Source organism: Acinetobacter tjernbergiae DSM 14971 = CIP 107465 (genome assembly GCF_000374425.1).
Taxonomy (GTDB): Bacteria; Pseudomonadota; Gammaproteobacteria; order Pseudomonadales; family Moraxellaceae; genus Acinetobacter; species Acinetobacter tjernbergiae.
Window position 1 is genome coordinate 1 of record NZ_KB894367.1, and the last position, 23,596, is coordinate 23,596.

Below are 23,596 nucleotides of genomic sequence, written 5' to 3' on the forward strand. Positions count from 1 at the left end.
GAAGAACATGAAAAAGAAAAGTTTAAAAGGAAAGATCAAAAAGTTGAATATGTAGAATTAATATTTGATTTAAATAACCAAGTACCAGATGGATATGAACCACCCAAAAGCCAATACAACATAGAAGAAATGATAGGTAAAAAGTTCAAATAACAATCAAAATAGCCTGTTATTGCGATTCGTTCTCATTAATACTGAAAGCTCCGTTATATATAGCTCAAAGAGCAAAATACAAAAAACTTTCCGAACTCAGGCACACTATTAGACAGTAGTGTGCCCTTTCTCAAACGATCAAAAAATATTCTGTGCTGCGGTGCGGTACGTGGACGGGTTGTTGCTCCTTGCGTCGCACCCCCGCTCCGTTCCGCTCCTCGCACTTTCGATATACGCATAATGAGCATTGATGTTAAATAACATCCGAGTGCTGCTGAGAGCATAGCATCATTGACAAAAAATCCACTGGAGACTCTCCAGTGGATCTATTTGTACAACGAAGAAGTTAAGTAACATAATGCGGATATTATACGCACTAATATATTTTTTTATTAGATATAAGCTCATGATTAATATAGTGTTTTTATTCTACCTATATTGCATTTAAGCAAATCAACAGCCATTTCTAACTGATCTTCGTCAGCGTTATAACGCTCAACGTTTTGTAAATCAGTAAGAATTTTCTCAACCAATCGAAGGCTTTGAACAACGTTCTTGAGCTCTTATTCTTTCAGATAAACCTTAACTACTTCCTTTGTCATAACGAAATGCTCAAGGCTTTGGAGGTTGTTGTGACTGAGTTAAATCTTTTTTAGGCAACGGCTTAACGCTAATTCTTGAGTTCGATTAGGCGTACAAATGGAATGACCTTACCGTTAGGATTCTTGGCAAGATTTTGAAGGTGAAATTTAGTAATCGCACATGCTTTTAAAAGCTCTAAAGCATCATAAAATGTACGCTCAACATATAATTTTTTAGTAGCTTCAAAGCCAACTTGATGCATTAAGCAATAGAATTTATATGCGTTATTATATTAGCTTTGGTAAAGCTTTGTTTACAAGTATTGGTGTAAATAACCAACTTAGAATTGTTCTTTATAGTTTTTTTAACATTTCGATGGGAAAAGAAATTATTTAACTTAATTTTAAAATCTATTAGAAAAACAGCTACTTAGCACCCCTACTAAATAGCTGTTTTATACGGTATTTTTAATTATTATTTTGTAATTTATAGCATTCATTTAAAGCAAGCTCATAATAAGCTAAACCTTCTTTTGCAGCAAAAAACGCTTTCCTCTGTAAAATTGGATCTTTATCGCATAACCTCTTAATTAGCTCCATAGCTTCATAAGGGTGTAAATCATCATAATGAGCATGAGCTCTTAGCCAAGCCAAAGAGCGTTTATTAATATTGACTTCAGGATGTTCTGTATATGTTTGTATTCCTTTATAAACTTGTATTGTCCAATCCCCCGTCGCCCATTCTATCGCTAGATTGGTTGCGGCGATACTTTCTGCTAAAGTTCCTCGAAAATTAATATCCCATAAGAAATGATTTACAGCATTCATTGCAGCAGGTGGTCTAACTTCATTTAACATATCAACAGTTAAACCAAAACCTTTAGCCCAATCTTGGTACCAATGCAAATGGCGTTCTTCAACTTTAATATTTTGAATTAACCAGTCTCGAGTTTCTGTGACCCCGTCAAGAGAAAAATTTGTTGCTTTAGCCAAGGCTCCAGCCATATAAGATGGAAAATGAGCAACTAAAGGATAAAAGTTCAAAAGTGCTGAGCGAAAACATTCGAGGTTTAAATTTCCATTCGCCATGTCCTGAAATAGAGGGTGCTTACTAACTTTTTCTTTTACAGGTAAAAGTTCATCCCAAAATTGCTGAGACCATTCTGAATGAGTTGTAATTTCTAGTTTTGTTCCGTATTGCTGCTTTATGATAGTCATTTCGATGCATCCTATTTCGTATGACCTATTTCAACCATATTCCATGATTGTACTTTTTATAAATTGTATCTTAATACAATAAATATACAATGATTGTTATTTAATTTGTAACATTTTTTATATGTGTAGCATTTTATTAAATTTAATCATTATATTACTGGTATAGATTTATTTTACACCAAAAGACAGAGTGAATACTGAATAATGAAATTTAGTTATCATAAAAATTCTTAATTTTATGTAATCTAATACACATTTTATTAAATTCAGTGTAACGTAGTTAAAACAATCCCTATTTACATTTATAAAAACATTGGGGGCGGTGAAGATAAAATGAAGTTAAAAGCATCCAATCTGTTGGGGCAAGAACAAATTGATTTGTTAATCTCTCGTGGATTAAATTTGGTTTGGTTTCCTAAAGAATTAGAAAATATCTATAAAGATCAGTATAGAACTGAAGCTGCACATGAATTTCGCTATCGTGCCCCTATCATTTTGGGACTATACTCCTATTTAAGTTTTGGTACTTATGAAATCTTACCAATCGAGATGCGTTCCGAATGGATCGCATATTATGGTTGGGTGGGTATGATCATTGTTCTTGCATGGTTACTTTCTTTTGCACCCTCAATGAATAAATGGTTTGATCATTATGTCTGTTTAGGGGCGACAGGTGCTGTTGCGCTTACATTCACCCTGATTAATGTATTAGAACAAGGTCATAATAATGTATTCTTCCATGCTGCAATGATGTATGCAGTTGTTATTATTTATGGTTTTGTCGGAATGCGGTTTTATACCGCAATGTTTGCTGGATGGTTTGGTGGGCTCATTGGTATTGTGGCAAGTATCTGGCTACACGGTTCTATTGATTGGACTTATTTAAATCGAACCTATACCTTTAGTAGTTTTCTTGGTATGGCATTAGCTTATGCAATCGATCGACAACATCGAGAAAATTACCTACAAAATTGTATGATCGAGTTAAATCGGCTTGAACTGATGCGCCAAGCACAACAGCTTTCTATTCTATCGCAACAAGATGCTTTGACTGGTTTGGCAAATAGACGATATTTAGATGAGGTTCTGGAAAATGAATGGAAACGTTCAATTCGCCATGAAGTTCCGATTACCATTATGATGGTGGACATTGATTATTTTAAACTGTACAACGATACTTTAGGGCATATTCAAGGTGATCAATGTCTGAGACGTATTGCCATTCTGTTAGGCTCTATTTCGTCTCGAAGTGGGGATCTTGCGGCACGTTATGGTGGTGAAGAATTTTTACTCTTATTTTCGATGACTGACAAAGAACAAGCACTTATCCAAGTTCAACGTTTGATGGAATTGGTGCGTAACATTGCAATTGCTCATCCTCGAAGTAGTGTTTCCAAATACGTTACGATCAGTGTTGGTGTTGCAACCATGATTCCGCATTTAAATGACAGTCTATCCGAGTTTATTTCTAAAGCTGATCATGCCTTATATGTAGCAAAAAGTAATGGTCGAAATCAATATCATATCGCAACGGTTGATCAAACGATTTCTGAAACTCTATGAAGTAGCAGATGAAGACAGTTAAATTGTATAAAATAAGGAACACACTTACGCCCCTTTGGGCGCAAGTGTGCAAAAATGATTACGATTCGATTGGTTGAAATGGTGGGATAACATCTGCATTTTGCGCACGATTTCTTAGGAAGTGATCCATTAGTACAATCGCGAGCATTGCTTCAGCAATTGGAGTCGCTCGAACACCCACACAAGGATCATGACGACCTTTGGTGAGTACATCTGTATTCTCACGATCAATCGTAATGGTTTTACCTGGTGTAGTAATACTTGCTGTTGGTTTCAATGCGATTGCTACACGAATCGTTTGACCACTCGAAATTCCGCCTAAAATTCCGCCTGCATGATTAGCAAGGAAACCATCTGTCGTCAGTTCATCACGCGTTTCATGCCCGAATTGTCCTGCAACGGCAAAACCATCACCAATCTCAACCCCTTTCACTGCGTTGATACTCATCATTGCATGAGCAATATCAGCATCTAAACGGTCAAATACTGGTTCACCCCAGCCAACAGGAACTTTTTCAGCAACAATTTCTAGTTTTGCACCACAACTTGTACCTTGCTCACGTAATGACGTGACAAGTTGCTCAAAACGAGGAACAGCATCAACATCACCACAGAAAAATGGATTATTCGGCACTTCAGACCAATCTAATTTTTCAGCAATTTCATTACCAATTTGTGTTACATGTCCACGAATATCAACACCAAATTTCTCAGTAAGATATTTCTTTGCAATCGCACCCGCAGCAACACGCATTGCAGTTTCACGAGCACTTGAACGACCACCACCACGATAGTCACGGAAGCCATATTTTTGTGTATAAGTATAGTCTGCATGCCCCGGACGAAAAGTCTGAGCAATATTACCGTAGTCTTTTGATTTCTGGTCTGTATTACGAATTAATAAACCAATTGATGTTCCTGTCGTTTTTCCTTCAAAAACCCCAGAAATGATCTCAACTTGATCTGGCTCTTTGCGTTGCGTTGCAAACTTAGAAGTACCTGGTTTACGACGATCTAAATCTTTTTGTAAGTCTGCTTCACAAAGTTCAAGACCTGGTGGTACACCATCGACAATTGCCATCAAGCCCGCACCATGTGACTCACCACATGTGGTCACACGAAATAACTGACCAATACTATTTCCTGCCATTTTTTAACCTATATTTTATTCATCAAAACGGTCGCACATTTCATCTAGCATTAATTCATAGACCTGCCCTAAAACATCTTCATCACATAGTTGACGATAAGCTAGGACAATATATTCAATCAGATTTTTATAATCCGAGACTAAATAAAGACAATGAACCAATGGCTCTGTGGCATCAGGATCAAATTCATCATACCCTAAGTTTATAAGTAGTTTATCAAATTGCTGACAGACTTCTTGTTTAAAAACCTCTGAGTTAATTGCATCAATATCACTTTGATTCCACTGATTTTTTAATAAAATCAAACCATCTTCAAACTGCTGAATTTGGGTTTGATTTAAATCAGGTTTGATTGTAAGTAGAATGTCTGCAATTGGCATGATGTATGACTCTAGATCTGCTCAACAGATTGTTGAAAGATGTCTTTATAACGGCGGCATTGTTCCGCAGTTAATGCAAAAATACCAGAACCACCTTTTTGGAACGTTAACCAGTGGAAATCAACAGTATTGAAGTTTTGGCGCATTGCCCATTCAGAGTTACCGACTTCAATTACAATTAATCCATCTTCAGTTAAATAGTCAGCCGCTTGTGCTAACATTTTACGGACTAAATCTAAGCCATCTTGACCCGCTGCAAGTGCAAGTTCAGGCTCATGTAAGAATTCTTCTGGTAAATCTGCCATATCTTCTGCATCCACATAAGGTGGATTACTTACGATGAGATCATATTGATTTTCAGCAGGAATTTTTGAGAATAAATCAGACTCAAGCAAAGCAACTTGATATTGCTTGTCATGATGTTCAGCATTAATGGATGCAACTTCCAAAGCTTCTTTGGAAATGTCAGTTGCATCCACTTCAGAATCTGGAAATGCATAAGCTAAAGCAATCGCAATACAACCTGAACCTGTACACATATCTAAAATGCGTTGAGGTGTTTTTGGGTGGGTATTTTCAGGTAAGTTATTCAATGCTTCAAGCATTTGACCATTTTCATTCAAGCAATATGGCGCAAAGCGTTGTTCGATCAATTCGGCAATTGGTGAACGAGGAATCAGTACACGTTCATCTACATAATATGGTTTATTACAGAAATAAGCCAAATTCAATAAATATGATGTTGGAATACGATCATTAATTCGACGTTCTAATAAACTTAAGAACTCTGCTTTTTCAGTTGGGAGCAGTTTCGCATCTAAGATTTCTGCATCTGCTTTCCACTCAAGAGAAAGGGTTTGCAAAACGAGTGCTGAACTTTCTGCAAAATAATCTTCAGTACCTTGACCTAAGTGCGCATCATATTGACGAAGTGCTGTTACACCAAAACGAATAAAATCTCGAATGGTTACTAAATTTTCAGCCGCTTCTTGTATATGTTCAGGGCTGATCGTAGGTCGCTCCACTTAGGCGTCTCCAAAAGTGCTAATTGCAAAACGGTTTATTTTACCTGAGCCTAGAAAAGCAAAGCAACGCTTTAACCCGTTTAGAACAGGATTCAGCCTAATTTAACAATAAAAAAACCACCTCATCTGAATGAAGTGGTTTTTCAGTCATAAATATTGGAAAACTCAAACTTATAGGCTTAATTTTTCAGCCACATAATCAGCATCTTTATCACCACGACCAGATAGATTCACCACAATCTTGGTATTCCGCTCCATTTTTGGTGCTTCACGTATCGCCCAAGCGACTGCATGTGAACTTTCTAAAGCAGGAACAATGCCTTCAACACGCGAAAGTGTCATAAAGGCATCTAAACACTCTTGATCAGTTGCCGTTTCATACTGCACACGACCAAGTTCTTTTAGAAAACTATGCTGTGGGCCAACACCCGGATAGTCCAATCCTGATGCAATAGAATGTACAGGTAGCGGTTCACCATTTTCATCTTCAAGTACATAACATGCCATACCATGAATCTGACTAGGCTTACCCAAAGTGAGCGTTGCAGAATGTTTATCTGTATCTAAACCATGACCTGCGGGTTCTACTCCCACTAATTTCACTTCTGGTACATTTAAAAATGCAGTAAATGCACCAATGGCATTCGATCCACCACCAACACAAGCAACAACATAGTCAGGATTTTGCCCAAAACGCTCATTTGACTGGATCTTGATTTCATTACCAATGATCGACTGGAAGTCTCGTACCATTTTCGGAAATGGATGTGGTCCAACCACTGAACCAATTGCATAAATATAGTTTTTAGGGTCTTTTAGATATTCTTCAAAGGCACTATCCACTGCATCTTTTAATGTGGCAGTCCCTTGTGTAACTGAAACCAATTTCGCGCCAAGGATTTTCATCTTCACGACATTGGGATGTTCTTTTTCAATATCGACTTGCCCCATGTGAATTTCACAAGGAATACCCACTAATGCACAAGCTGTGGCTAAAGCGACACCATGTTGCCCTGCACCCGTTTCGGCAATGACTTTGCTTTTACTCATATACTTGGCAAGCAAAGCCTCACCTAAACAGTGATTTATCTTATGCGCACCAGTATGGTTGAGGTCTTCGCGTTTTAGATAAATCTGAGCACCGCCGAGTTGATCGGACAGGCGCTTCGCATGAAATAATGGACTTGGTCGACCTACATAGTTTTTAAATAAGTCATTCAATTCATTTTGAAATTCAGGTGTATGACGAATTTCTTCATACGCCGCATTAATTTCATCCATCGCTTCTTTCAAATGAGGAGGAATAAACTGACCACCAAAATTACCAAAGAAACCTGCTTCATTCGGTAAAGCAATCCCATTAATTTGATGTTCCATGATTCCTCCTATTCTTATAAAGTATGCGTATAAACGCTAACGAGACAAATAACGGGTCATATCCTCAATGCCTTTTAATGTCATTGGATACATATGATTTTCAAAAATATCTTTAATCCAGTTAATGGTCTGGGTGTAATGCCAATAACCTTCCATTTCAGGATTCAGCCAAGCTGTTTTATCAAAGTGCTGACGTAAACGTCTTAACCATACTTCTCCAGCCTCATCATTCATATATTCGACTGAACCACCTGCTGATTTTAATTCGTATGGTGCCATACTGGCATCACCGACTACAATTACACGATAGTCTCGACCATAGGTATGAAATAAATCCCATGTATTCATACGGGTCGAACTACGACGGTGGTTATCCTTCCATACATAATCATAAAGACAATTGTGGAAATAGAAGTATTCTAGGGTTTTAAACTCCGATTTGGCTGCACTAAATAACTTTTCACATTCAGCAATATAGGCATCCATTGAGCCACCGACATCAAATAACATCAAAACTTTGATACGGTTACGGCGTTCAGGCACAAGCTGTACGTCTAAAATACCCTGTTTAGCAGTTTCACGAATAGTACCATCAACATCGAGCTCTTCAGCCGCGCCTTGACGAGCAAACTTACGTAAACGGCGTAAAGCAATTTGCATCTGACGTGTTCCTAAAACTTGATCATCATCAAGATTTTGGTATTTACGCTGCTCCCACACCTTTACAGCCGAACGTTTACGCCCCGGCCCACCAATGCGAACACCTTCAGGGTGATCACCAAAAGCACCAAAAGGTGACGTTCCCCCCGTACCAATCATACGATTGCCGCCCTGATGTTTTTTATGTTGTTCACGTAAACGTTCTTCCAACATTTTCATCAGTTCTTCGAGAGAACCTGCTTTTTTTAATTCTTCACGTTGCTCAGGGGTTAAATGCTTTTCAAGTAACTCAAGATCAAACCAATCTTTGGGTAACTTGTGAACTTGTTTGAGTAACTCGTCCAAATCAAAAGTTTCAATGCCATCAAAGTAGTCTTTCATAGCACGATCGAACTTATCAAAAAAACGCTCATCTTTGACTAAAATTGTTTTAGCCAATTGATAGAACTCTTCCTGATCTGCAAACACAAGTCCTGAAGCAACCGCCTGATTAAGATCAATCAGCTCACGAGTTGTAACAGGTACGCCATATTTGCGTAAGGTGTAAAACAATCGCACAAACATTGGTAAACACTCTTAGCGGCGTGACATAAATGCTAAACGTTCAAGCAATTGTACATCTTGTTCATTTTTAATCAGCGCACCATACAGTGGCGGGATTGCTTTTGATTTATCATGATTACGCAATACATCTTCTGGCATATCATCCGCCATGAGCAAGCTTAACCAATCAATTAACTCTGAGGTTGATGGTGGTTTCTTTAAATTGGTGACTTCACGTAATTTAAAGAACACTTGCAATGCTTCACTGACCAAAGTGTTTGAAATATTTGGGAAATGAACTGCGATAATTTCACGCATGGTGGTTTCATCAGGAAATTCAATATAATGGAAGAAACAACGACGCAAGAATGCATCTGGCAATTCTTTCTCATTATTTGAAGTAATAATCACAATCGGACGTTGTGTTGCTGTAATCGTTTCACCTGTCTCATAAACATAAAATGACATTTTGTCGAGTTCATGCAATAAGTCATTTGGAAATTCAATATCTGCTTTGTCGATTTCATCAATCAACAATACACAACGTTCTTCACTGGTAAATGCTTCCCACAATTTACCCGGTTTAATATAGTTTTTAATGTCATAGACACGGTCATCACCCAACTGGCTATCACGTAACCGTGAAACAGCATCATATTCATACAACCCTTGCTGCGCTTTGGTTGTTGATTTGATATGCCAAGTAATTAGCTTTAAACCAAGACTCTCTGCAACTTGCTCTGCAAGCAAAGTTTTACCTGTGCCTGGCTCACCTTTCACCAATAATGGTTTTTGTAAGGCACGTGCGGCTTTTACCGCAAGTTTTAAGCTATCAGTTGCAATATATTGATCTGTACCAATGAAGTGTTGTGTATCAGCAGACATTTGAAAACCTTATTTTTCTATCTTTAACTTTATGTGAATATCTAAACCGAACGTGCAGTTTTATTTGCAGAGTATTTTGACCAACAAAAGCCAACCAATAACCCTGTACCAATGACAAATAGAATCAATGATAAATTTGACCAGATTAAAACATGCTCTTTAGTGATCACACCAAAAAGCAAACCAAAAATCGCAGGTGCTAATGCTGAATTTGGCCCTTCCGAAATTGTTGGTGTTACAAGAATTGCAAAAGCAATAATCCATAGAATCCCGCCGATTGGATTGGGTAAACGTGACATCAAACGATACCAACACCACAAAGCAATCATTGCACCTGTAACATAAACAATAATCGCAACATTCTCTTCAGGAAATTGTTCCAGTAGCGAAAGAATGTGAGACCAAATTGCAGTTATCGTTTCAAGCACCACGCAACCCCTCTGGCGCTACCGCATTTGGATTGATCAATCCTTCTGGCGGCATTTGAATAAAAAAGCCTTTGGTTTGTAATGAGTCTAAGACATGTAATACATTTGCGCGTGCGAGTTTGCGCTCATTATGCAGCTCTAAATGCATTACAAAAGTTGCTTTGCCAAATGCTTGTAAAACAGTCTCAGGAACAGATTCAAAAGGATTTTCTTGTTCCGTATCAGCAGAATAGTTTGGACGAGCAATATACATATACATTTCGTCTTTCTTGCTTGATCTATAAATATCGCAGTGCATGTTTACTCACAACTCTTATCAATCTTAGAGGCTGTTGGCAGTTCATTCAATTCCAACAGTCCTTAAACAGCATACATGAAAAAAAACATCGGTACATTAACGAATGTTAACGCACTACTTAGCATCAAATAAAATACCATGTAGATAACTGTTTTTTATAACAATAATCTCAGCCTTGCAAAATAGATGCAAAACAAAAACAAAATGGAAACAAGGACTAAGATATATTTTAGCAATTATGACAATTTATTCAATTCTAAATCACCCATCAAGGATGCATGAGGTGCTTTATTTTTGACTATATAGTCTGTACTTAGTTCTAGGTTAAAGCGACTTGTCCATAAAGAATAAATTTGAAGATTATTTATGCTTAACTTGATTTTGTAACTTAATCAAAATAAATTCGTTATGAACACTAAACCTATCCCAATCGAAAATCACAACGCCTCTAGTGACCTACACAAGATGATCCTAGCCAAAATAATGGACATTACTTCCCTCTAAAGATAACGTAACGTTAACTCTGGAGATACAAGAAATAGCCAAACGTTTTAGTCCTGAATTTAAACAGTAAGCAACTGATTATGCACTTTCAAACTCACACAAGTCTGTAGTTGCAATCGCCCATAAATTAGACGATGATTTAAAAGCTGTATAAAAGACGTTGCACTACCTGTTACATCAGCATTTTGGCTTTTGCGATATTTTACAAGCATTGCTTCTGAGTCATTCATCATACGAGACGCAATCAATCCATCTTGTTCAACTGGAATGGCCAAGCCATCAAATAGCTGATCGTTGCCAACATTTGTTGTGTAGTTTGGCTGTGTCACATAGTCAAAGCCATAGAAGCCTATAGGAATCAGGCCTAAGCCAGCCTTCTTATAGTTTTGTGCTGAACTAAAGTCACCTACTCGTGCTTGATACTGAGTACGCGCATATTCGCCAGATTTATTATCTAAAAACTCAGTGACATGTGTGATATTACCGTCTTTATCAGCATAAGCTTCGATTGTTCTAAATGACCGTTCAAAATAAACCACCTTATCATCAATAATCACTGAATCAGACGGATTCTCCCATAACGCTTACGGATTTCATGACCGTTATAACCGTACAAAGTCTTAGTTTTAACCATTTCTTGGACTTTAGGACTATTGATCTGTCTGATCATTTCATTCATATCAACATTGCCTCGGTCTTTACCTAAATACAAACGTCCACGTTCAAGGTTATATGTAATCCTTTTCGTTTTTCGACCTGTTTCAGACATGAAAAGCCCCAATAGATTGGGTATTATGGCTATTCTTACAGTCAGATTAAGGCTAAATATTGAAATTATTTACAATCTATTTAATGATGTTCAAAACTACTATTTTTATACATACTTTCAAACCCAAAATACTTTAAATTCTTTTAATAACAAAATAACTTCCAAACCCAATTTAAAATAACTAAAAATCATATTTAATTAATCTAAAAAACAACTTATATCAAAAAGTTTCATTTTTCAAAAATTAAACACAATATTTATATACTTATAAAATTTAATTTGATATAAAAATTACGCCTATAAAAAATGGCAAACTTAAAATATAAAATAATTAATTCAACAAATAAGGAAAATGTCATGAATTCTAAACAAGAGCTTGAAGGTTCAATATTAAACTCTTCTGCTTCCTCAATGTTTCAAGGATATAATAATGTTACAGCCCAAGCACTAAATACTGCTATTGATGGCAACCCATTAGTCCACTCTGGGGTAAGCGAACTACAATATATAGTTACTAAATCTCTTCAACAAACTTACTCTGCTTTAAATATTTCCTCATCAGTTTCAGCAGGCTATGGTGGATTCTCGGGTGAAGCAAAAGTTAACTTTGTTAATCAGCTTAGTCTGACCAAAGAAAGTTTATGTATTATTGTAAAAGCATCTGACAAACAAAATGTGACACGAACAAATAATGTGGCTTTAAAAAGTGGAATTAAAGTTCCAAAAACCGATGAAGAAGTCAAAGACTTTGTAAAAAAATATGGTGATTCATATATTTCGTCATTGGTTACTGGAGCTGAATATTATGCTGTATATGCATTCATATGTGAAACAAGTGAGCAGAGAACTACTTTAGAAACACAATTATCCGCAAGTGGTATATCTTTATTTGGAGGGAGTTTATCTGCCGACTTTCAAATGAAATTAGAAAAGGTATGTAAAGCATCATCATCTACGGTTACTTTTCAACAAATAGTATCTGGTCTCAAGGATCCACACTTACCTTCACAAGATAATATTATTAATTACGCTTTAACTTTTTTTGATCAAGAAATTAATAATCCTGCGATTATATCTTATGAATCTACAAGTTATGATCACGTACCAGATTTTCCTGCAAATGTATTAGATCAAGTTCGAAGAAATGTAGCTTATTTTACTGATCCTACTGGAGACTTCACCAAAAAAGGAATTGATATAAATGAGTTGATCAATCAATGTGAAAATATTGAATCAATTTACAAACATTATGATTACTCAGGTGATAGTCAAGTTAATAAAGTCTTGGAGTCAGCGCTAAATGACTTTCAAAAATTAAAATCACAACAAGAAGAATATACTTATGACCCAATCAATAAATTTTTACTTCCCGATTTACCTTCATTGAAATACGGCAAACCTCTACTACAGTTTAATTTCAAGGATTCTGACTCATATGGTGGTTCTGGTGGTTCAGTATTCAATGATATTAATCAAAGCTCATATTTTCAGAAAAAGACTCGCTTAATAAATGTAAAACTTTATTCGGGTAAATATGTCGATAAAATTGTTTCTACATTTGAATGCTCTGACCCAGTACAACGAACTTACACTAATGAGCACGGTGGTAGTGGTGGTGGTGGAAGTTATGACCTTCAATTAACATTAGGAGTTTGGGTAAATGCAATATCTGGCAGAGCTGGTGGCTATATAGATAAACTTCAATTTGGAGCAACGAACGGTCAGAGTATTTCTGGTGGCGGAGATGGTGGCGGTGCTTTCACTTGCAATATTCCAGATGGATATTTTGTAGCAGGATTTAGAGGAAAATCAGGTAAGTTTTTAGATCAATTTGGTGTGGTATACGCCAAATTATTGCCAGCTATTTGGAAAAAGTAATTTTTAAAATTTAAGTAAAACAAAAGCTATCAAATTGATAGCTTTTGTTTATATAAAACATTGAATTAAATATTACTTCTAGACGTACTGTCCTTCAACACCGTGCGCTTGACGTTCCGCTGTACGTGCATCAAATGCAGCTAAAGCTGTTTGCATTGCAGCAATAGCTTGTTTGTTCTGGTCTGATGGGAATTTACTGTCTAGGTATTGGGTACGATGAATCAGGATATTTAATAACGATTCATTGGTAGCACCATTCACACCATCAACAAATGTTGGATCATCTTGGAAATGGATATGCCTAAAGACTACTTACACTTTTCATCGATAATATCACTCATATCAAATACGCCCTTAATAAAAGGAGTTATATGAGTACACCAATCATTTTCCTTACCATCTTTCATTTTTAAGTATCTTGTCGACATACTAACTGCTTTTTCAATCTCAGTTTTATTTGTTATCGCCCCTGCATCGCTTAAACAGTGGTTATGATTCGGATATTTATAAAATTCTTTAATTTTCCATACTCCAAATTCACGATGTGTATGTGACCGTGAATATGAATTCTGTATTAAATGTAGAATACTACCTAAAGCAAAGAGTTGCGTTTGTCGTGGCAATCTCACATCACCTTGATAGAGATGATTTGGATCAAAAATATGCGATATATTTTGATATTTATCGCCTATTGGAAAATATTATTCAAAATAAGTACCTTTAATATCTTGATCGTACTTAATCTCACCTGTGGCTATAGCGTATGTGTTTTTTATCCAATCATATTGTCTATTCACTTGCATAAAAAAGCAGGCAAATCAGCACAGACTTTGGCAGGTTATGCAACAGAAAAAATGACAGAATTCTAGGCTTCAGGTCATGAAGTAGTATGGAACGATGCTGATGTTGGTATTGATTTACCATTTAAGACCAGTTGAAATATAATTAAAAAAGCCACTCTTATGTGGCTTTTTTAATTATATTTCATGGCTACTCTATTTACTTAGCATTCTTCATCTGTGTTGCTAAGTACTCAATGTCTTTTCGCAATAGTGTAACCAGTGGTTTGGTTAAAATATCATAACGCCAACCCAATAAATAACTTGGTAATTCATGCTCATCTAAATGAAAAACCACGTATTCATAAATTGCATTCAGCCATTTCTTACGTAGCAATACTTCTTTAGGTATTCCTGTCTCAAATACGACACGGTCAATTAAAGCATCGACCTGAGGTGCAACTTCTTTTGAATTACTTTTAACAGGTCGAGCCATTCTTAATGGCCACTCATTTTCAGGCGGTAGAAATTTCAACAAGTCCAAGATCATTTTACCATGCTCACGAACAACATTTGGACGAATGTCTTTAACCTGCGAGAGCTGAAAATTATTACGTGGATTCTTTTCCACCAAGTCGAGCATAGTTGTGTTTTTAAGAATAAAGCTACGTGGTTGATTCATCGCTTTAGTAATTTGTTCACGCCAAATACAAAGTTGTTGTAATTGCATTAATTCACGACGTGAATGACGATAATTACCAATATCAGTATAAAGCTCTGCTAATGGAGTCTCTATGGCAATTTCTTTGGTTAGATTCTGGCAATCATCCAAAACATATTGATAAAGCCCTTTGCTTTGTAAATCATTTTTCAAAGTCTCCGCAAGTCTTGTTAAGTATAAGACATCATTTGCGGCATAAGTGATTTGATCTTGGCTTAAAGGACGTGCTAACCAGTCAGAACGAGTTTGATCTTTATCTATATCAATATTCAAACAAGTTTTTAATGCATTTTGATAGCTCACCTGAAGACCATGACCCAGAAAAGCCATTGCCACTTGTGTATCAAATACATTGTTTAGTGGTTTCTGATCGGCATAATGATAAATCAGATCAATATCTTCACTACAGGCATGAAAGATATTTTGTTGAGCAGCAAATATTTTTTGCCAAAATTGTTCTAGATCCAGTGCTGCTCCATCTAATAGAGCAATTTGACCATTACAATTAATTTGGCAAACCCCAAGTTTGGGATATAACGTATCAACCTTAATAAACTCGGTATCAAGTGCGTAGGTAGAACATTGTTCCATTTGGCTAAGGAGAACAGCAAGGTCTTTTTGCTGTTGAATGAACTGAAACATATTTGCTCAAGTAAAATAATAAAAAACACTAGCAATTCGATTGTAAAACAACAATTTTTTGCTAAAACGAAACTAAATCAGATATAAAAAAATAATTTAATCACTATTCCACATGAAAAACATGAAATTACTCCTATTTCATTCATAAAAAACGAAAATCCTTTTCGTTTGCTCATAGTGCCATAAATTAAAACAAATATACCTAAAATAATGTTAGACAAAATATAAAGGTGAGTTATTTGCTTAAATTAATAGCATGAATTTACAATAAATATAAAACTACTTCATTTTCATACGATTGTGTACAGCTTGGCTCAAGGTATGACTATCCACATATTCCAATTCACCGCCTTGCGGTACACCTTGAGCAATCCGAGTCATATGGATCGGCAAATGTTTCGTTGCTTCAACCAAATAATGTGCTGTCGCTTGACCTTCCACAGTGGCATTGGTTGCTAAAATCACTTCTTCAATCTGCCCTTGACTTAAACGCTGAATCAGATATGGAATCCCAATTTCTTCGGGGCCGATACCATCCAGCGGAGACAAATGCCCACCAAGCACATGATATTTCCCACGAAAACTTCCACTCTGCTCAATCGCCATCACATCGGCAGGAGACTCAACCACACAGAGTAATTGTTCATCTCGCTCTACAGAAGCACAAATATCACAAACGTCATTTTCAGTGAGTGAATGACAAACAAGACATTCATGGATATGGCTTGATGCTTCATGCAATGCATAAGACAATCCAAATGCACCCTCACGATTTTTCATCAATAGGTGTAATGCCATCCGTTGTGCAGATTTCGGACCAACGCTTGGTAAAATACGCAATGCTTGAACTAGTTGTTCAAATCGTTCACTAAACACAAATAAACTCTCATAATCTCCCCTAACCCCTCTTTAATAAAGAGGGGTACTCCTCCCTTTAAAAAAAGGGAGACTGGGAGGGATTTAAAATAAGCCAGATAAACCTGGTGGTAAGCCCATACCTGAATTCGCACCTTGAAGTTTTTCTTCTGAAATGATTTCAACTTGACGTGCTGCATCATTCATTGCAGCAGCAATCAAATCTTCAATCATATCTGCTTCATCTTGTAACAAGTCTGGGCTAATTTCGATACGTTTAACGACATTACGGCAAGTCATCGTCACTTTGACCAAACCACCGCCCGCTTCAGCATGCACTTCAGTTTTAGCAAGCTCTTCTTTGGCTTTTTTAAGATTTGATTCCATATCTTTTTGCATGCGCTGAGCTTGCTGCATGAGCATATTAATGTTCATAAGTTTCTCTCGTTAAATTAAATCTAAACCGCGTGATAAGTCACGAATAATATCATTAATGTCTTCTAAACCAACAGAGACACGAATTAAGCCTTCTTCAATTCCTGCTGCCTGTTTGGCTTCGGCAGACATTCTACCATGCGAGGTCGTTGCTGGATGTGTAATTGTTGATTTAACATCCCCTAGATTACTGGTAATTGATAAGAAACGCGTGTTATCAATCACTGTCCAAGCACCTTGACGTTCACCTTTCACTACAAATGAGACGACACCACCAAAACCTTTTTGTTGTTTTTTCGCCAACTCATGTCCAGGATGATCTGGTAAACCTGCATAGTAAACTTTCTCAACCTTTTCATGTTGATGTAACCACTCCGCAAGTATTTGTGCATTTTCACAATGCGCCTTCATACGAATGCTCAGAGTTTCTAGGCCTTTCAAAAAAATCCATGCATTAAATGGACTCATTGAATTACCCAAAGTACGAATCACACCGTTGATTTCTTCAAGTAAGTCATGCTTTCCGACAACTGCACCACCTAAGGCACGACCTTGACCATCAATATACTTGGTTGCTGAATAAAGCACTAAATCAGCACCGAACTTGATTGGTTGTTGTAATACAGGCGTACAGAAACAGTTATCGACAGCAAATAATGCACCGTGTGCATGGGCAATATCTGCAATCGCCTGCATATCACCCACTTGTGCTAGTGGATTCGATGGTGTTTCAATAAAGAGTAAACGAGTATTCGGACGAATGGCTTGTTTCCAACCCTCAAGATCGCCTAAATCAACAAAAGTTACCTCAACCGCAAACTTCGCAACATACTTTTCAAATAGAGCAATAATTGAACCAAAAACAGCGCGAGAACAAATCACATGATCGCCTGCTTTTAAATATGCCATACAAATAGCATGTACTGCTGCCATCCCAGAACTGGTCGCAACTGCACGTTCTGCACCATCCAAAATCGCCAAACGCTTTTCAAATGCTTGGACTGTTGGATTGGTATAGCGTGAATAAGTATTTCCTGCGATTTGCCCAGAGAATTTTGCAGCCGCGTCAGCAGCACTTGCACACACAAAAGAAGACGTTAAAAAGATAGGTTCACTATGTTCCCCTTCAAAGGTACGATCATGCCCTGTTCGAATAGCCAGTGTTTCCAGTTGGTATTCTAAATCATCGCTTGGATTCATCGTTTTGTATGCCTTATGATCAGGTGTTTAAATGTGCCAACATTTTGAGCGTCTAATGTATTTAAGGTCAAGGCGTAAGATGAAATTATCGCTTAGACTTCGTGCAATCTTGACTCATGATGAGACTTTCAAAGATGAAATCACTTGTAGAACAGCAAAAAATAAATTTTAAACATCTCGCTATGCGTGTCTTCGATGCAGATAGGCTTGTATTGTCACAATCGACACCTTATCAAGTGATTGCAGAATTTAAGCAAACCCGTGTACGTTTTTATGCTTCAGAAAATAAACGTTACCGAGAGCCATTGGTCTTCACAGCGCCATTAGCCATCAACATGGATATTTATGATCTATATCCTTACCGTTCTTTGATTAAACATTTTCAAGAGAGTGGTTTTGATGTTTATCTAATTGATTGGGGTAAGTTGACTTACAAGAACTACCAAGTGAATTTCTTATCTTTTATCGATAAATTTATTCCACGTTGTATTGAAGCTATCCAAAAGCACTCCAAATCAGAAAAGATTTCTTTGCACGGTTGGAGTATGGCTGGAATTTTTGTAACACTTTATACAGCACGGCATAAACCTAATGCTGTTAAGAATTTAATCGTTCTAGGTAGCCCGATTGATAGTTACGCATCAGGTTATATTGGCAGACTTTATAAAACCTTAGCTTATGTCACTACACGTAATCCAGTGATCAAGGACTATATTTATAATCGCCTACCAAAGTTAATGATCCATTCACCAGGTTTCTTAAATTCACTCGGCTTCAAACTGTTAGACCCAAAAGGCTGGATTGATGGCAATATTCAGTTACTCAAAAATCTCGATAACCTTAAACTGGTACAAGAAGATGCAACACTGAGCCATTTTTTAAACAATATGATTGATTACCCCGGTGGTATCAACCAAGATATGCTGTTTAATGTCTGGATGCAAAATCCATTAAAAAATGGTGCAATCACATTAAAGAATAAAACCATTGAGCTTAAAAACATTGAATGTTCATTGTTAGTTGGTGCCGGTAAAAGCGATCAACTTGTTACTTCTGAGGCAGCTTTTCCTTTAACACAGTTGACAAATAGTCAAGATGTCACGTTTACTTTGATACCTGGCGGGCACTTAGGTTTAATGTCTAGTCAAAACAGTTCAATTGAGTTCTGGCCAACACTGACAACTTGGTTAACAGAACGCTCAACTCCAATAAAAAGGTAAACTATGACTCAATCTGTTGCATTCATCGGTTTAGGTGCTATGGGCTATCGCATGGCTGCGCATTTACCCAAGTATTTCGAAAAAGTTTACGTTTGGAATCGTAACTTTGATAAAGCTAAGCAACATGCAACAGAATATGGCACTTTAGCGGTTGAACTTACTGAAGCTGTTCAGGCAGATGTGATCTTTTCTTGCTTGCCGACCAGTGATGATGTTGAAACATTAATTGATAATGTGAACATTAAATCAGGTGCAATCTGGATTGATTGCACCAGTGGTGTTCCTGAGGCAGCGCGCCGTCTAGCAGAACGATTGAAAACACAAAATATTGATTTTCTCGATGCGCCTGTCAGCGGACAAACCATTGGTGCAGAAAATGCAACACTTACGGTTATGGTGGGCGGAGATGTTAATGCTTTTGAGTGTGCTTATCCTGCTATGGCGGCAATCGGAAAACTAATTCAACATGTAGGCGATTCTGGTGCTGGTTTTGCCGTAAAAGCAATTAATAACATGTTACTGGCAGTCAATTTATGGTCAGTTGCTGAAGGGTTTAGCACACTCAAAGCACATGGCGTAAACCTAGATGCGGCTTTAAATTGTATTAATGCATCTAGCGGTAAAAGCATGGTCACAGAAACTATTTTTCCACAGCGTGTTCTCAGCCGTGAATTCCCTGTAACTTTTGCATTGCCTTTGCTCGCAAAAGATACAGGTATTGCATTGGATTTAGTGCATGAAGCGAAACTTCCAGCCCCGATCCTTGCACTCACTCAAAGTTTGATCCAAGCAGCAAACCTTACAGCCGAACCGAATAGTGACTTTTCTTCTGCTGTAAAAATGTATGAAGCATGGACAAAAATTATACTGAAGTAAAAATCTCAAGGTATAGGTGAATTGGAATGGGAGAACAGGTTGTTATATTATAGTAGCCCTATTCTCCTATCTTAACCTAACTTTAGTTAGCGATTTCTCCAAAATAATACTTCTAACTTAAATTCAGATTTTACCAAAAATGCGCATATAAACAATGATATACCAATACCAGAAATCATATTATCTCTAGATACGATCCCAAAACCGAATATAATGAGGGATACAACAAGAATTGCATAAAAAGCAATTACGCCCATTTTCTCATTCAATCTCATAGCTACCACCCCAAAAGAAGAATTATTCTCAATAATTGCAATAAGCATACAATAATATACTTAAATTTACATTATATTTTAGAAATTCTTTAAATACTTTTGCTACACCTCAGGTTCTTATTTAGTATGTGAATAAATTATGAATAAAAATTACACTTACACAATATAGTTTCATTGAAATTTCATTGATAGACCGTATATTAGTATTTACGTTGTGACCAAAGCAGAAACCATTAATATGTTTAATAAGACTCTTGGTTACTACCCTTTTAATTAGAGGAACACCTCATGAATAAGTTTACTGCTGCTGTTTTTGCTGGCTTAGTAACCTTGATTGGTTTTAATGCTCAAGCAGCGACACCTGAACAAGAGTGTAAAAAACTTCAAGATGATCACAACCTTCTCTATGCTTCTAAAGATTTTTGTTTTAAAGATGCCGATGCTAAAGCAAAATTTGGTAATGAAAATTGTCGTACAACCAAGCCAAAATTTTCCGACAAAGAGCAACAGCTTCTAGACAAGATTAAAGAGCGCCAAAAAGAATTGAACTGTAAATAAAATTAGCTGATATAAACCTATCGCTTGCCCATCCTCTCTTTATTAGAGAGGATATTTTTTATTTTTATTTACTCTACTTATAAGGGATTAATAATGGCGTATAACGACCAAAATATTTTTGCAAAAATTCTTCGTAATGAATTACCTGCAATCAAAATCTATGAAGATGATCAGGTACTCGCTTTTATGGATATCATGCCCCAAGCAGATGGTCATGCTTTAGTTATTCCTAAAACACCTGCTGTTACTTTGCTTGACTTACCTGCTGATGCGGCTGCATACACAATTCAAATCGTTCAAAAAATTGCTAAAGCAATTGAAATTGCTTTAGATGCGAAAGGGATTGTCTTAATGCAACTTTCAGGTGTTGCTGCTGGACAAACCGTTCCTCATGTACATTTTCATTTGATTCCAAGTTCAGTTCATGAGCTTGGTCGCCATGCGGTACAAATGGGAGATCAAGAGAAAATTAAAGCTTTGGCTGAAAAGATTAAAGCAGCACTTTAAGTTAAAATTATTTCTCTAAACGGAGTCTCATGACTCCGTTTTTACTTTGCAATATGATTAAAATCAATAACAAAGAAAATTATTACCAAATATGAATCGTCATTAAACTGTCATTTTTCTTTCACTTCTCTGTAACAAAGTTTGCCGATACTGCATACAAGTCGGTGAGCTATGTAACTTTTTGTACATAAGCAAGCTTATAACAGTAATGAAGGCAACTGCCGTTTACAAAAAAGTGTTTTGGAGAAATCTCAATGAAAAAATTGCTTCTTGCTGCTACTGTAGCAACTTTAGCCATGAATGCAGCGCAAGCAGCACCAACATTGTATGGTAAGCTCAATGTAACTTTAGATCAAATCGACAAGAATGGCTTTAAAGACGAAAGCGTAACAAAAGTAAATTCAAACGCTTCTCGTATTGGTGTTAAGGGCGAAGAAAAATTAACAGATAGCCTTTCAGCAGTTTACTTAGCTGAATGGCAAGTAAATACCGATGGTGATGGTACTGACCTTGGTATGCGTAACCGCTATATTGGTATTAAGGCTGATGGTATTGCAACTTTAAAAGTTGGGCGTTTTGACTCATACCTTAAAACAGCAGCTGGCAATAACCAAGATATCTTTAATGATCACAATGAATTAGATATGACTGCTGTTTTAGCAGGCGAAGACCGCTTAAACAATGTTATTGGTTTTGAAACTGATAAGAAACTGTTAGGTGGCGTAGCATTTAATATTATGTTCCAACAAGGCGAAGAATCTTCTACTGCTGATAGTGCTGCTAAAGGTAAAAAAGGTAGTCGTGATAGTTTTGGTGATGGTGTTTCAGCTTCGATCACTTATGACAACAAAGATATTGGCTTAGCTGCTGCTGTAGCAGGTAACTTTGGTGTTGCATCTAAATATAGCGCATATAGCTTATCTGACATCTATACTGACGCTGTTCGTGTAACAGGTTCTTTAGATTTAACTCAAGCTGGTGTTGATGGTCTGGTATTTGGTGCATTATGGCAAACGGCTAAACCATCAGATGACACCGTAACCACTACAGCTGGTACTCCTTCTGTGGTAACTTCTTACAAGGGTTTGCAAGAAGATGCATATGGTTTAACAGCTGCATATGTAATTCCATCTACGCCAATCAAGTTGAAAGCTGAATATATTTCTGCAACCACTGAATCTAATGGTCGTGTAGATCGCAAACAAGATCTTTACGGTCTAGGTGCGGATTACCAAATCAACAAACAAGCTCGTTTCTATGGTGTTGTTGGTCAACAAAAACGTGACTGGCTAACTAAAGATGATAAGAAAACTGTGATCGGTTTAGGTATGGAATATAACTTCTAATTTGAAGTTCAGTTCTAAATAAAAAACAAAAGGGCATATTGCCCTTTTGTTTTATCTATTTTATTTTTTTAAGAAACCACTCACAATGTTTAAAACCTGTTGAATGTCATTGTTGGCTTCCTGTGGATTGGTGTTTCCACCTTGAGGTGTTAATGAGTCAATCACTTGTGGTAAAACTGAAGCAATTGCACCATAAATGGCTTGTTTCGGTGCCTGAATTTGTTGTGCAACTTGTTCTACATCTTGGTCATCAAATAAACTTTGAATATTTTGCTCTGGCACATCTTGTGCATTTTGTTGCTGTGGATCTACCCAACTTTGGACTTGATTCGATAAACCGGCATTTTTTAGTTTATCCAAGGCACCCTGCAAGCCGCCTTGCTTTTGAATCCAAGCCAAAACTAAAGGTAAAACCGCTATCAATAAAGTTTGCGCCGTATTACTAGTCCCAGTCGTGTTATTTTGTATTGAAGTATTTGCACCACCTAAGTGCCCCAAAACAGAACCTAGTATTCCACCCAAACCGCTTTGCTGATTTTGTGTATTTTGCTGTTGCCCACCGAGCTGCCCTAGTACTGAACCTAACACTCCACCTAAGCCGCCACCTAAACCACTCTGCCCTGATTGTTGCTGACCACCTAATGCCTGTTTTGCTAAAATTTCAACAATATTGGTTAAATCTGTCATGAGTTAAATTTTCCCTTTTGGAATTATTTACCCAAAAGCATACGCTGCTTTGAAACGACAG

25 protein-coding genes and 2 pseudogenes are annotated in these 23,596 nt (G+C 36.9%); 7 read left to right on the top strand and 20 right to left on the bottom strand.

From position 1 onward, the window contains the following. Positions 1–829: 829 nt before the first annotated feature. Together C502_RS19530 and C502_RS0111580 are read right to left on the bottom strand one after the other, a co-directional pair. Positions 830–1,080 (bottom strand): annotated as a pseudogene (locus C502_RS19530) (phage/plasmid replication protein, II/X family); the annotation flags it as partial. 122 nt (positions 1,081–1,202) lie between these two features. Then, entirely contained in the window at positions 1,203–1,952 is a 750-nt protein-coding gene (locus tag C502_RS0111580) for a TenA family transcriptional regulator (RefSeq protein WP_018678982.1), read from the bottom strand. Between the two features lie 333 nt (positions 1,953–2,285). Between C502_RS0111580 and C502_RS0111585 the strand changes: the two genes are divergently transcribed. Further along, entirely contained in the window at positions 2,286–3,515 is a 1,230-nt protein-coding gene (locus tag C502_RS0111585; protein WP_018678983.1) for a GGDEF domain-containing protein, read from the top strand. Positions 3,516–3,594: 79 nt separating this feature from the next. Here C502_RS0111585 and aroC read toward each other — a convergent pair whose 3' ends face one another. The 10 genes from aroC to C502_RS19540 all read right to left on the bottom strand — a co-directional run bounded on the left by aroC (position 3,595) and on the right by C502_RS19540 (position 11,556). Next, a complete protein-coding gene (aroC, locus tag C502_RS0111590; RefSeq protein ID WP_018678984.1) occupies positions 3,595–4,686 on the bottom strand; it encodes a chorismate synthase in 1,092 nt (363 codons plus the stop codon). Between the two features lie 15 nt (positions 4,687–4,701). Beyond that, complete coding sequence (locus tag C502_RS0111595) at positions 4,702–5,067, bottom strand: hypothetical protein (protein ID WP_018678985.1); 366 nt, start codon at positions 5,065–5,067, stop codon at positions 4,702–4,704. 11 nt (positions 5,068–5,078) lie between these two features. Continuing rightward, positions 5,079–6,092, bottom strand: coding sequence for a 50S ribosomal protein L3 N(5)-glutamine methyltransferase (gene prmB / locus C502_RS0111600; protein ID WP_018678986.1), 1,014 nt, complete (start codon positions 6,090–6,092; stop codon positions 5,079–5,081). Between the two features lie 171 nt (positions 6,093–6,263). After that, complete coding sequence (trpB, locus tag C502_RS0111605) at positions 6,264–7,469, bottom strand: tryptophan synthase subunit beta (protein WP_018678987.1); 1,206 nt, start codon at positions 7,467–7,469, stop codon at positions 6,264–6,266. A gap of 36 nt (positions 7,470–7,505) precedes the next feature. Next, complete coding sequence (locus C502_RS0111610) at positions 7,506–8,693, bottom strand: vWA domain-containing protein (protein ID WP_018678988.1); 1,188 nt, start codon at positions 8,691–8,693, stop codon at positions 7,506–7,508. A 12-nt stretch (positions 8,694–8,705) separates the two neighbouring features. Continuing rightward, on the bottom strand, positions 8,706–9,557 hold the full coding sequence (locus C502_RS0111615; RefSeq protein WP_018678989.1) for an AAA family ATPase: 852 nt from the start codon (positions 9,555–9,557) through the stop codon (positions 8,706–8,708). A 41-nt stretch (positions 9,558–9,598) separates the two neighbouring features. Next, entirely contained in the window at positions 9,599–9,985 is a 387-nt protein-coding gene (locus C502_RS0111620; protein WP_018678990.1) for a hypothetical protein, read from the bottom strand. Further along, on the bottom strand, positions 9,978–10,283 hold the full coding sequence (locus C502_RS0111625; RefSeq protein ID WP_023274589.1) for a YcgL domain-containing protein: 306 nt from the start codon (positions 10,281–10,283) through the stop codon (positions 9,978–9,980). Before C502_RS0111625 ends, C502_RS0111620 begins: the two co-directional genes overlap by 8 nt. 563 nt (positions 10,284–10,846) lie before the next feature. Beyond that, positions 10,847–11,326: a hypothetical protein gene (locus C502_RS19535; RefSeq protein ID WP_228129337.1), complete on the bottom strand. Its 480-nt coding sequence runs from the start codon at positions 11,324–11,326 to the stop codon at positions 10,847–10,849. Positions 11,327–11,340: 14 nt separating this feature from the next. Beyond that, complete coding sequence (locus C502_RS19540) at positions 11,341–11,556, bottom strand: hypothetical protein (protein ID WP_023274591.1); 216 nt, start codon at positions 11,554–11,556, stop codon at positions 11,341–11,343. 357 nt (positions 11,557–11,913) lie between these two features. Between C502_RS19540 and C502_RS0111635 the strand changes: the two genes are divergently transcribed. After that, the gene (locus C502_RS0111635) at positions 11,914–13,434 is read left to right on the top strand and encodes a jacalin-like lectin (protein ID WP_018678992.1); all 1,521 of its coding nucleotides are present in this window, start codon (positions 11,914–11,916) and stop codon (positions 13,432–13,434) included. A 78-nt stretch (positions 13,435–13,512) separates the two neighbouring features. Here the strand turns inward: C502_RS0111635 and C502_RS18300 are convergent. The 6 genes and pseudogenes from C502_RS18300 to C502_RS0111670 all read right to left on the bottom strand — a co-directional run. Next, positions 13,513–13,731: pseudogene (locus C502_RS18300) on the bottom strand (hypothetical protein); the annotation flags it as partial. A gap of 11 nt (positions 13,732–13,742) precedes the next feature. Then, positions 13,743–14,057, bottom strand: a complete 315-nt coding sequence (locus tag C502_RS0111645) for a hypothetical protein (RefSeq protein ID WP_018678994.1) — start codon at positions 14,055–14,057, stop codon at positions 13,743–13,745. Positions 14,058–14,433: 376 nt separating this feature from the next. Further along, complete coding sequence (locus C502_RS0111655; protein WP_018678996.1) at positions 14,434–15,576, bottom strand: ribonuclease D; 1,143 nt, start codon at positions 15,574–15,576, stop codon at positions 14,434–14,436. A gap of 279 nt (positions 15,577–15,855) precedes the next feature. Next, entirely contained in the window at positions 15,856–16,452 is a 597-nt protein-coding gene (recR, locus tag C502_RS0111660) for a recombination mediator RecR (RefSeq protein ID WP_018678997.1), read from the bottom strand. A gap of 84 nt (positions 16,453–16,536) precedes the next feature. After that, on the bottom strand, positions 16,537–16,866 hold the full coding sequence (locus tag C502_RS0111665; RefSeq protein ID WP_023274592.1) for a YbaB/EbfC family nucleoid-associated protein: 330 nt from the start codon (positions 16,864–16,866) through the stop codon (positions 16,537–16,539). 12 nt (positions 16,867–16,878) lie between these two features. After that, complete coding sequence (locus tag C502_RS0111670) at positions 16,879–18,066, bottom strand: O-succinylhomoserine sulfhydrylase (protein WP_018678999.1); 1,188 nt, start codon at positions 18,064–18,066, stop codon at positions 16,879–16,881. 134 nt (positions 18,067–18,200) lie between these two features. Between C502_RS0111670 and C502_RS0111675 the strand changes: the two genes are divergently transcribed. Continuing rightward, positions 18,201–19,286: an alpha/beta fold hydrolase gene (locus C502_RS0111675; RefSeq protein ID WP_018679000.1), complete on the top strand. Its 1,086-nt coding sequence runs from the start codon at positions 18,201–18,203 to the stop codon at positions 19,284–19,286. Between the two features lie 3 nt (positions 19,287–19,289). Further along, entirely contained in the window at positions 19,290–20,162 is an 873-nt protein-coding gene (locus C502_RS0111680) for an NAD(P)-dependent oxidoreductase (protein WP_018679001.1), read from the top strand. Between the two features lie 86 nt (positions 20,163–20,248). On the opposite strand, the gene C502_RS0111685 is transcribed toward C502_RS0111680, so the two are convergent. Further along, positions 20,249–20,485, bottom strand: coding sequence for a hypothetical protein (locus C502_RS0111685; protein WP_018679002.1), 237 nt, complete (start codon positions 20,483–20,485; stop codon positions 20,249–20,251). A gap of 240 nt (positions 20,486–20,725) precedes the next feature. Here C502_RS0111685 and C502_RS0111690 point away from each other — a divergent pair, with 240 nt between their 5' ends. From C502_RS0111690 to C502_RS0111700, 3 genes are all read left to right on the top strand, one after another. Then, positions 20,726–20,995: a YARHG domain-containing protein gene (locus C502_RS0111690; RefSeq protein WP_018679003.1), complete on the top strand. Its 270-nt coding sequence runs from the start codon at positions 20,726–20,728 to the stop codon at positions 20,993–20,995. 93 nt (positions 20,996–21,088) lie between these two features. Beyond that, on the top strand, positions 21,089–21,502 hold the full coding sequence (locus C502_RS0111695; protein ID WP_018679004.1) for an HIT family protein: 414 nt from the start codon (positions 21,089–21,091) through the stop codon (positions 21,500–21,502). A 254-nt stretch (positions 21,503–21,756) separates the two neighbouring features. Next, a complete protein-coding gene (locus tag C502_RS0111700) occupies positions 21,757–22,848 on the top strand; it encodes a porin (protein ID WP_018679005.1) in 1,092 nt (363 codons plus the stop codon). A 60-nt stretch (positions 22,849–22,908) separates the two neighbouring features. Here the strand turns inward: C502_RS0111700 and C502_RS0111705 are convergent, their stop codons facing one another. Beyond that, the gene (locus tag C502_RS0111705) at positions 22,909–23,535 is read right to left on the bottom strand and encodes a YidB family protein (RefSeq protein WP_018679006.1); all 627 of its coding nucleotides are present in this window, start codon (positions 23,533–23,535) and stop codon (positions 22,909–22,911) included. Positions 23,536–23,596 lie beyond the last annotated feature (61 nt).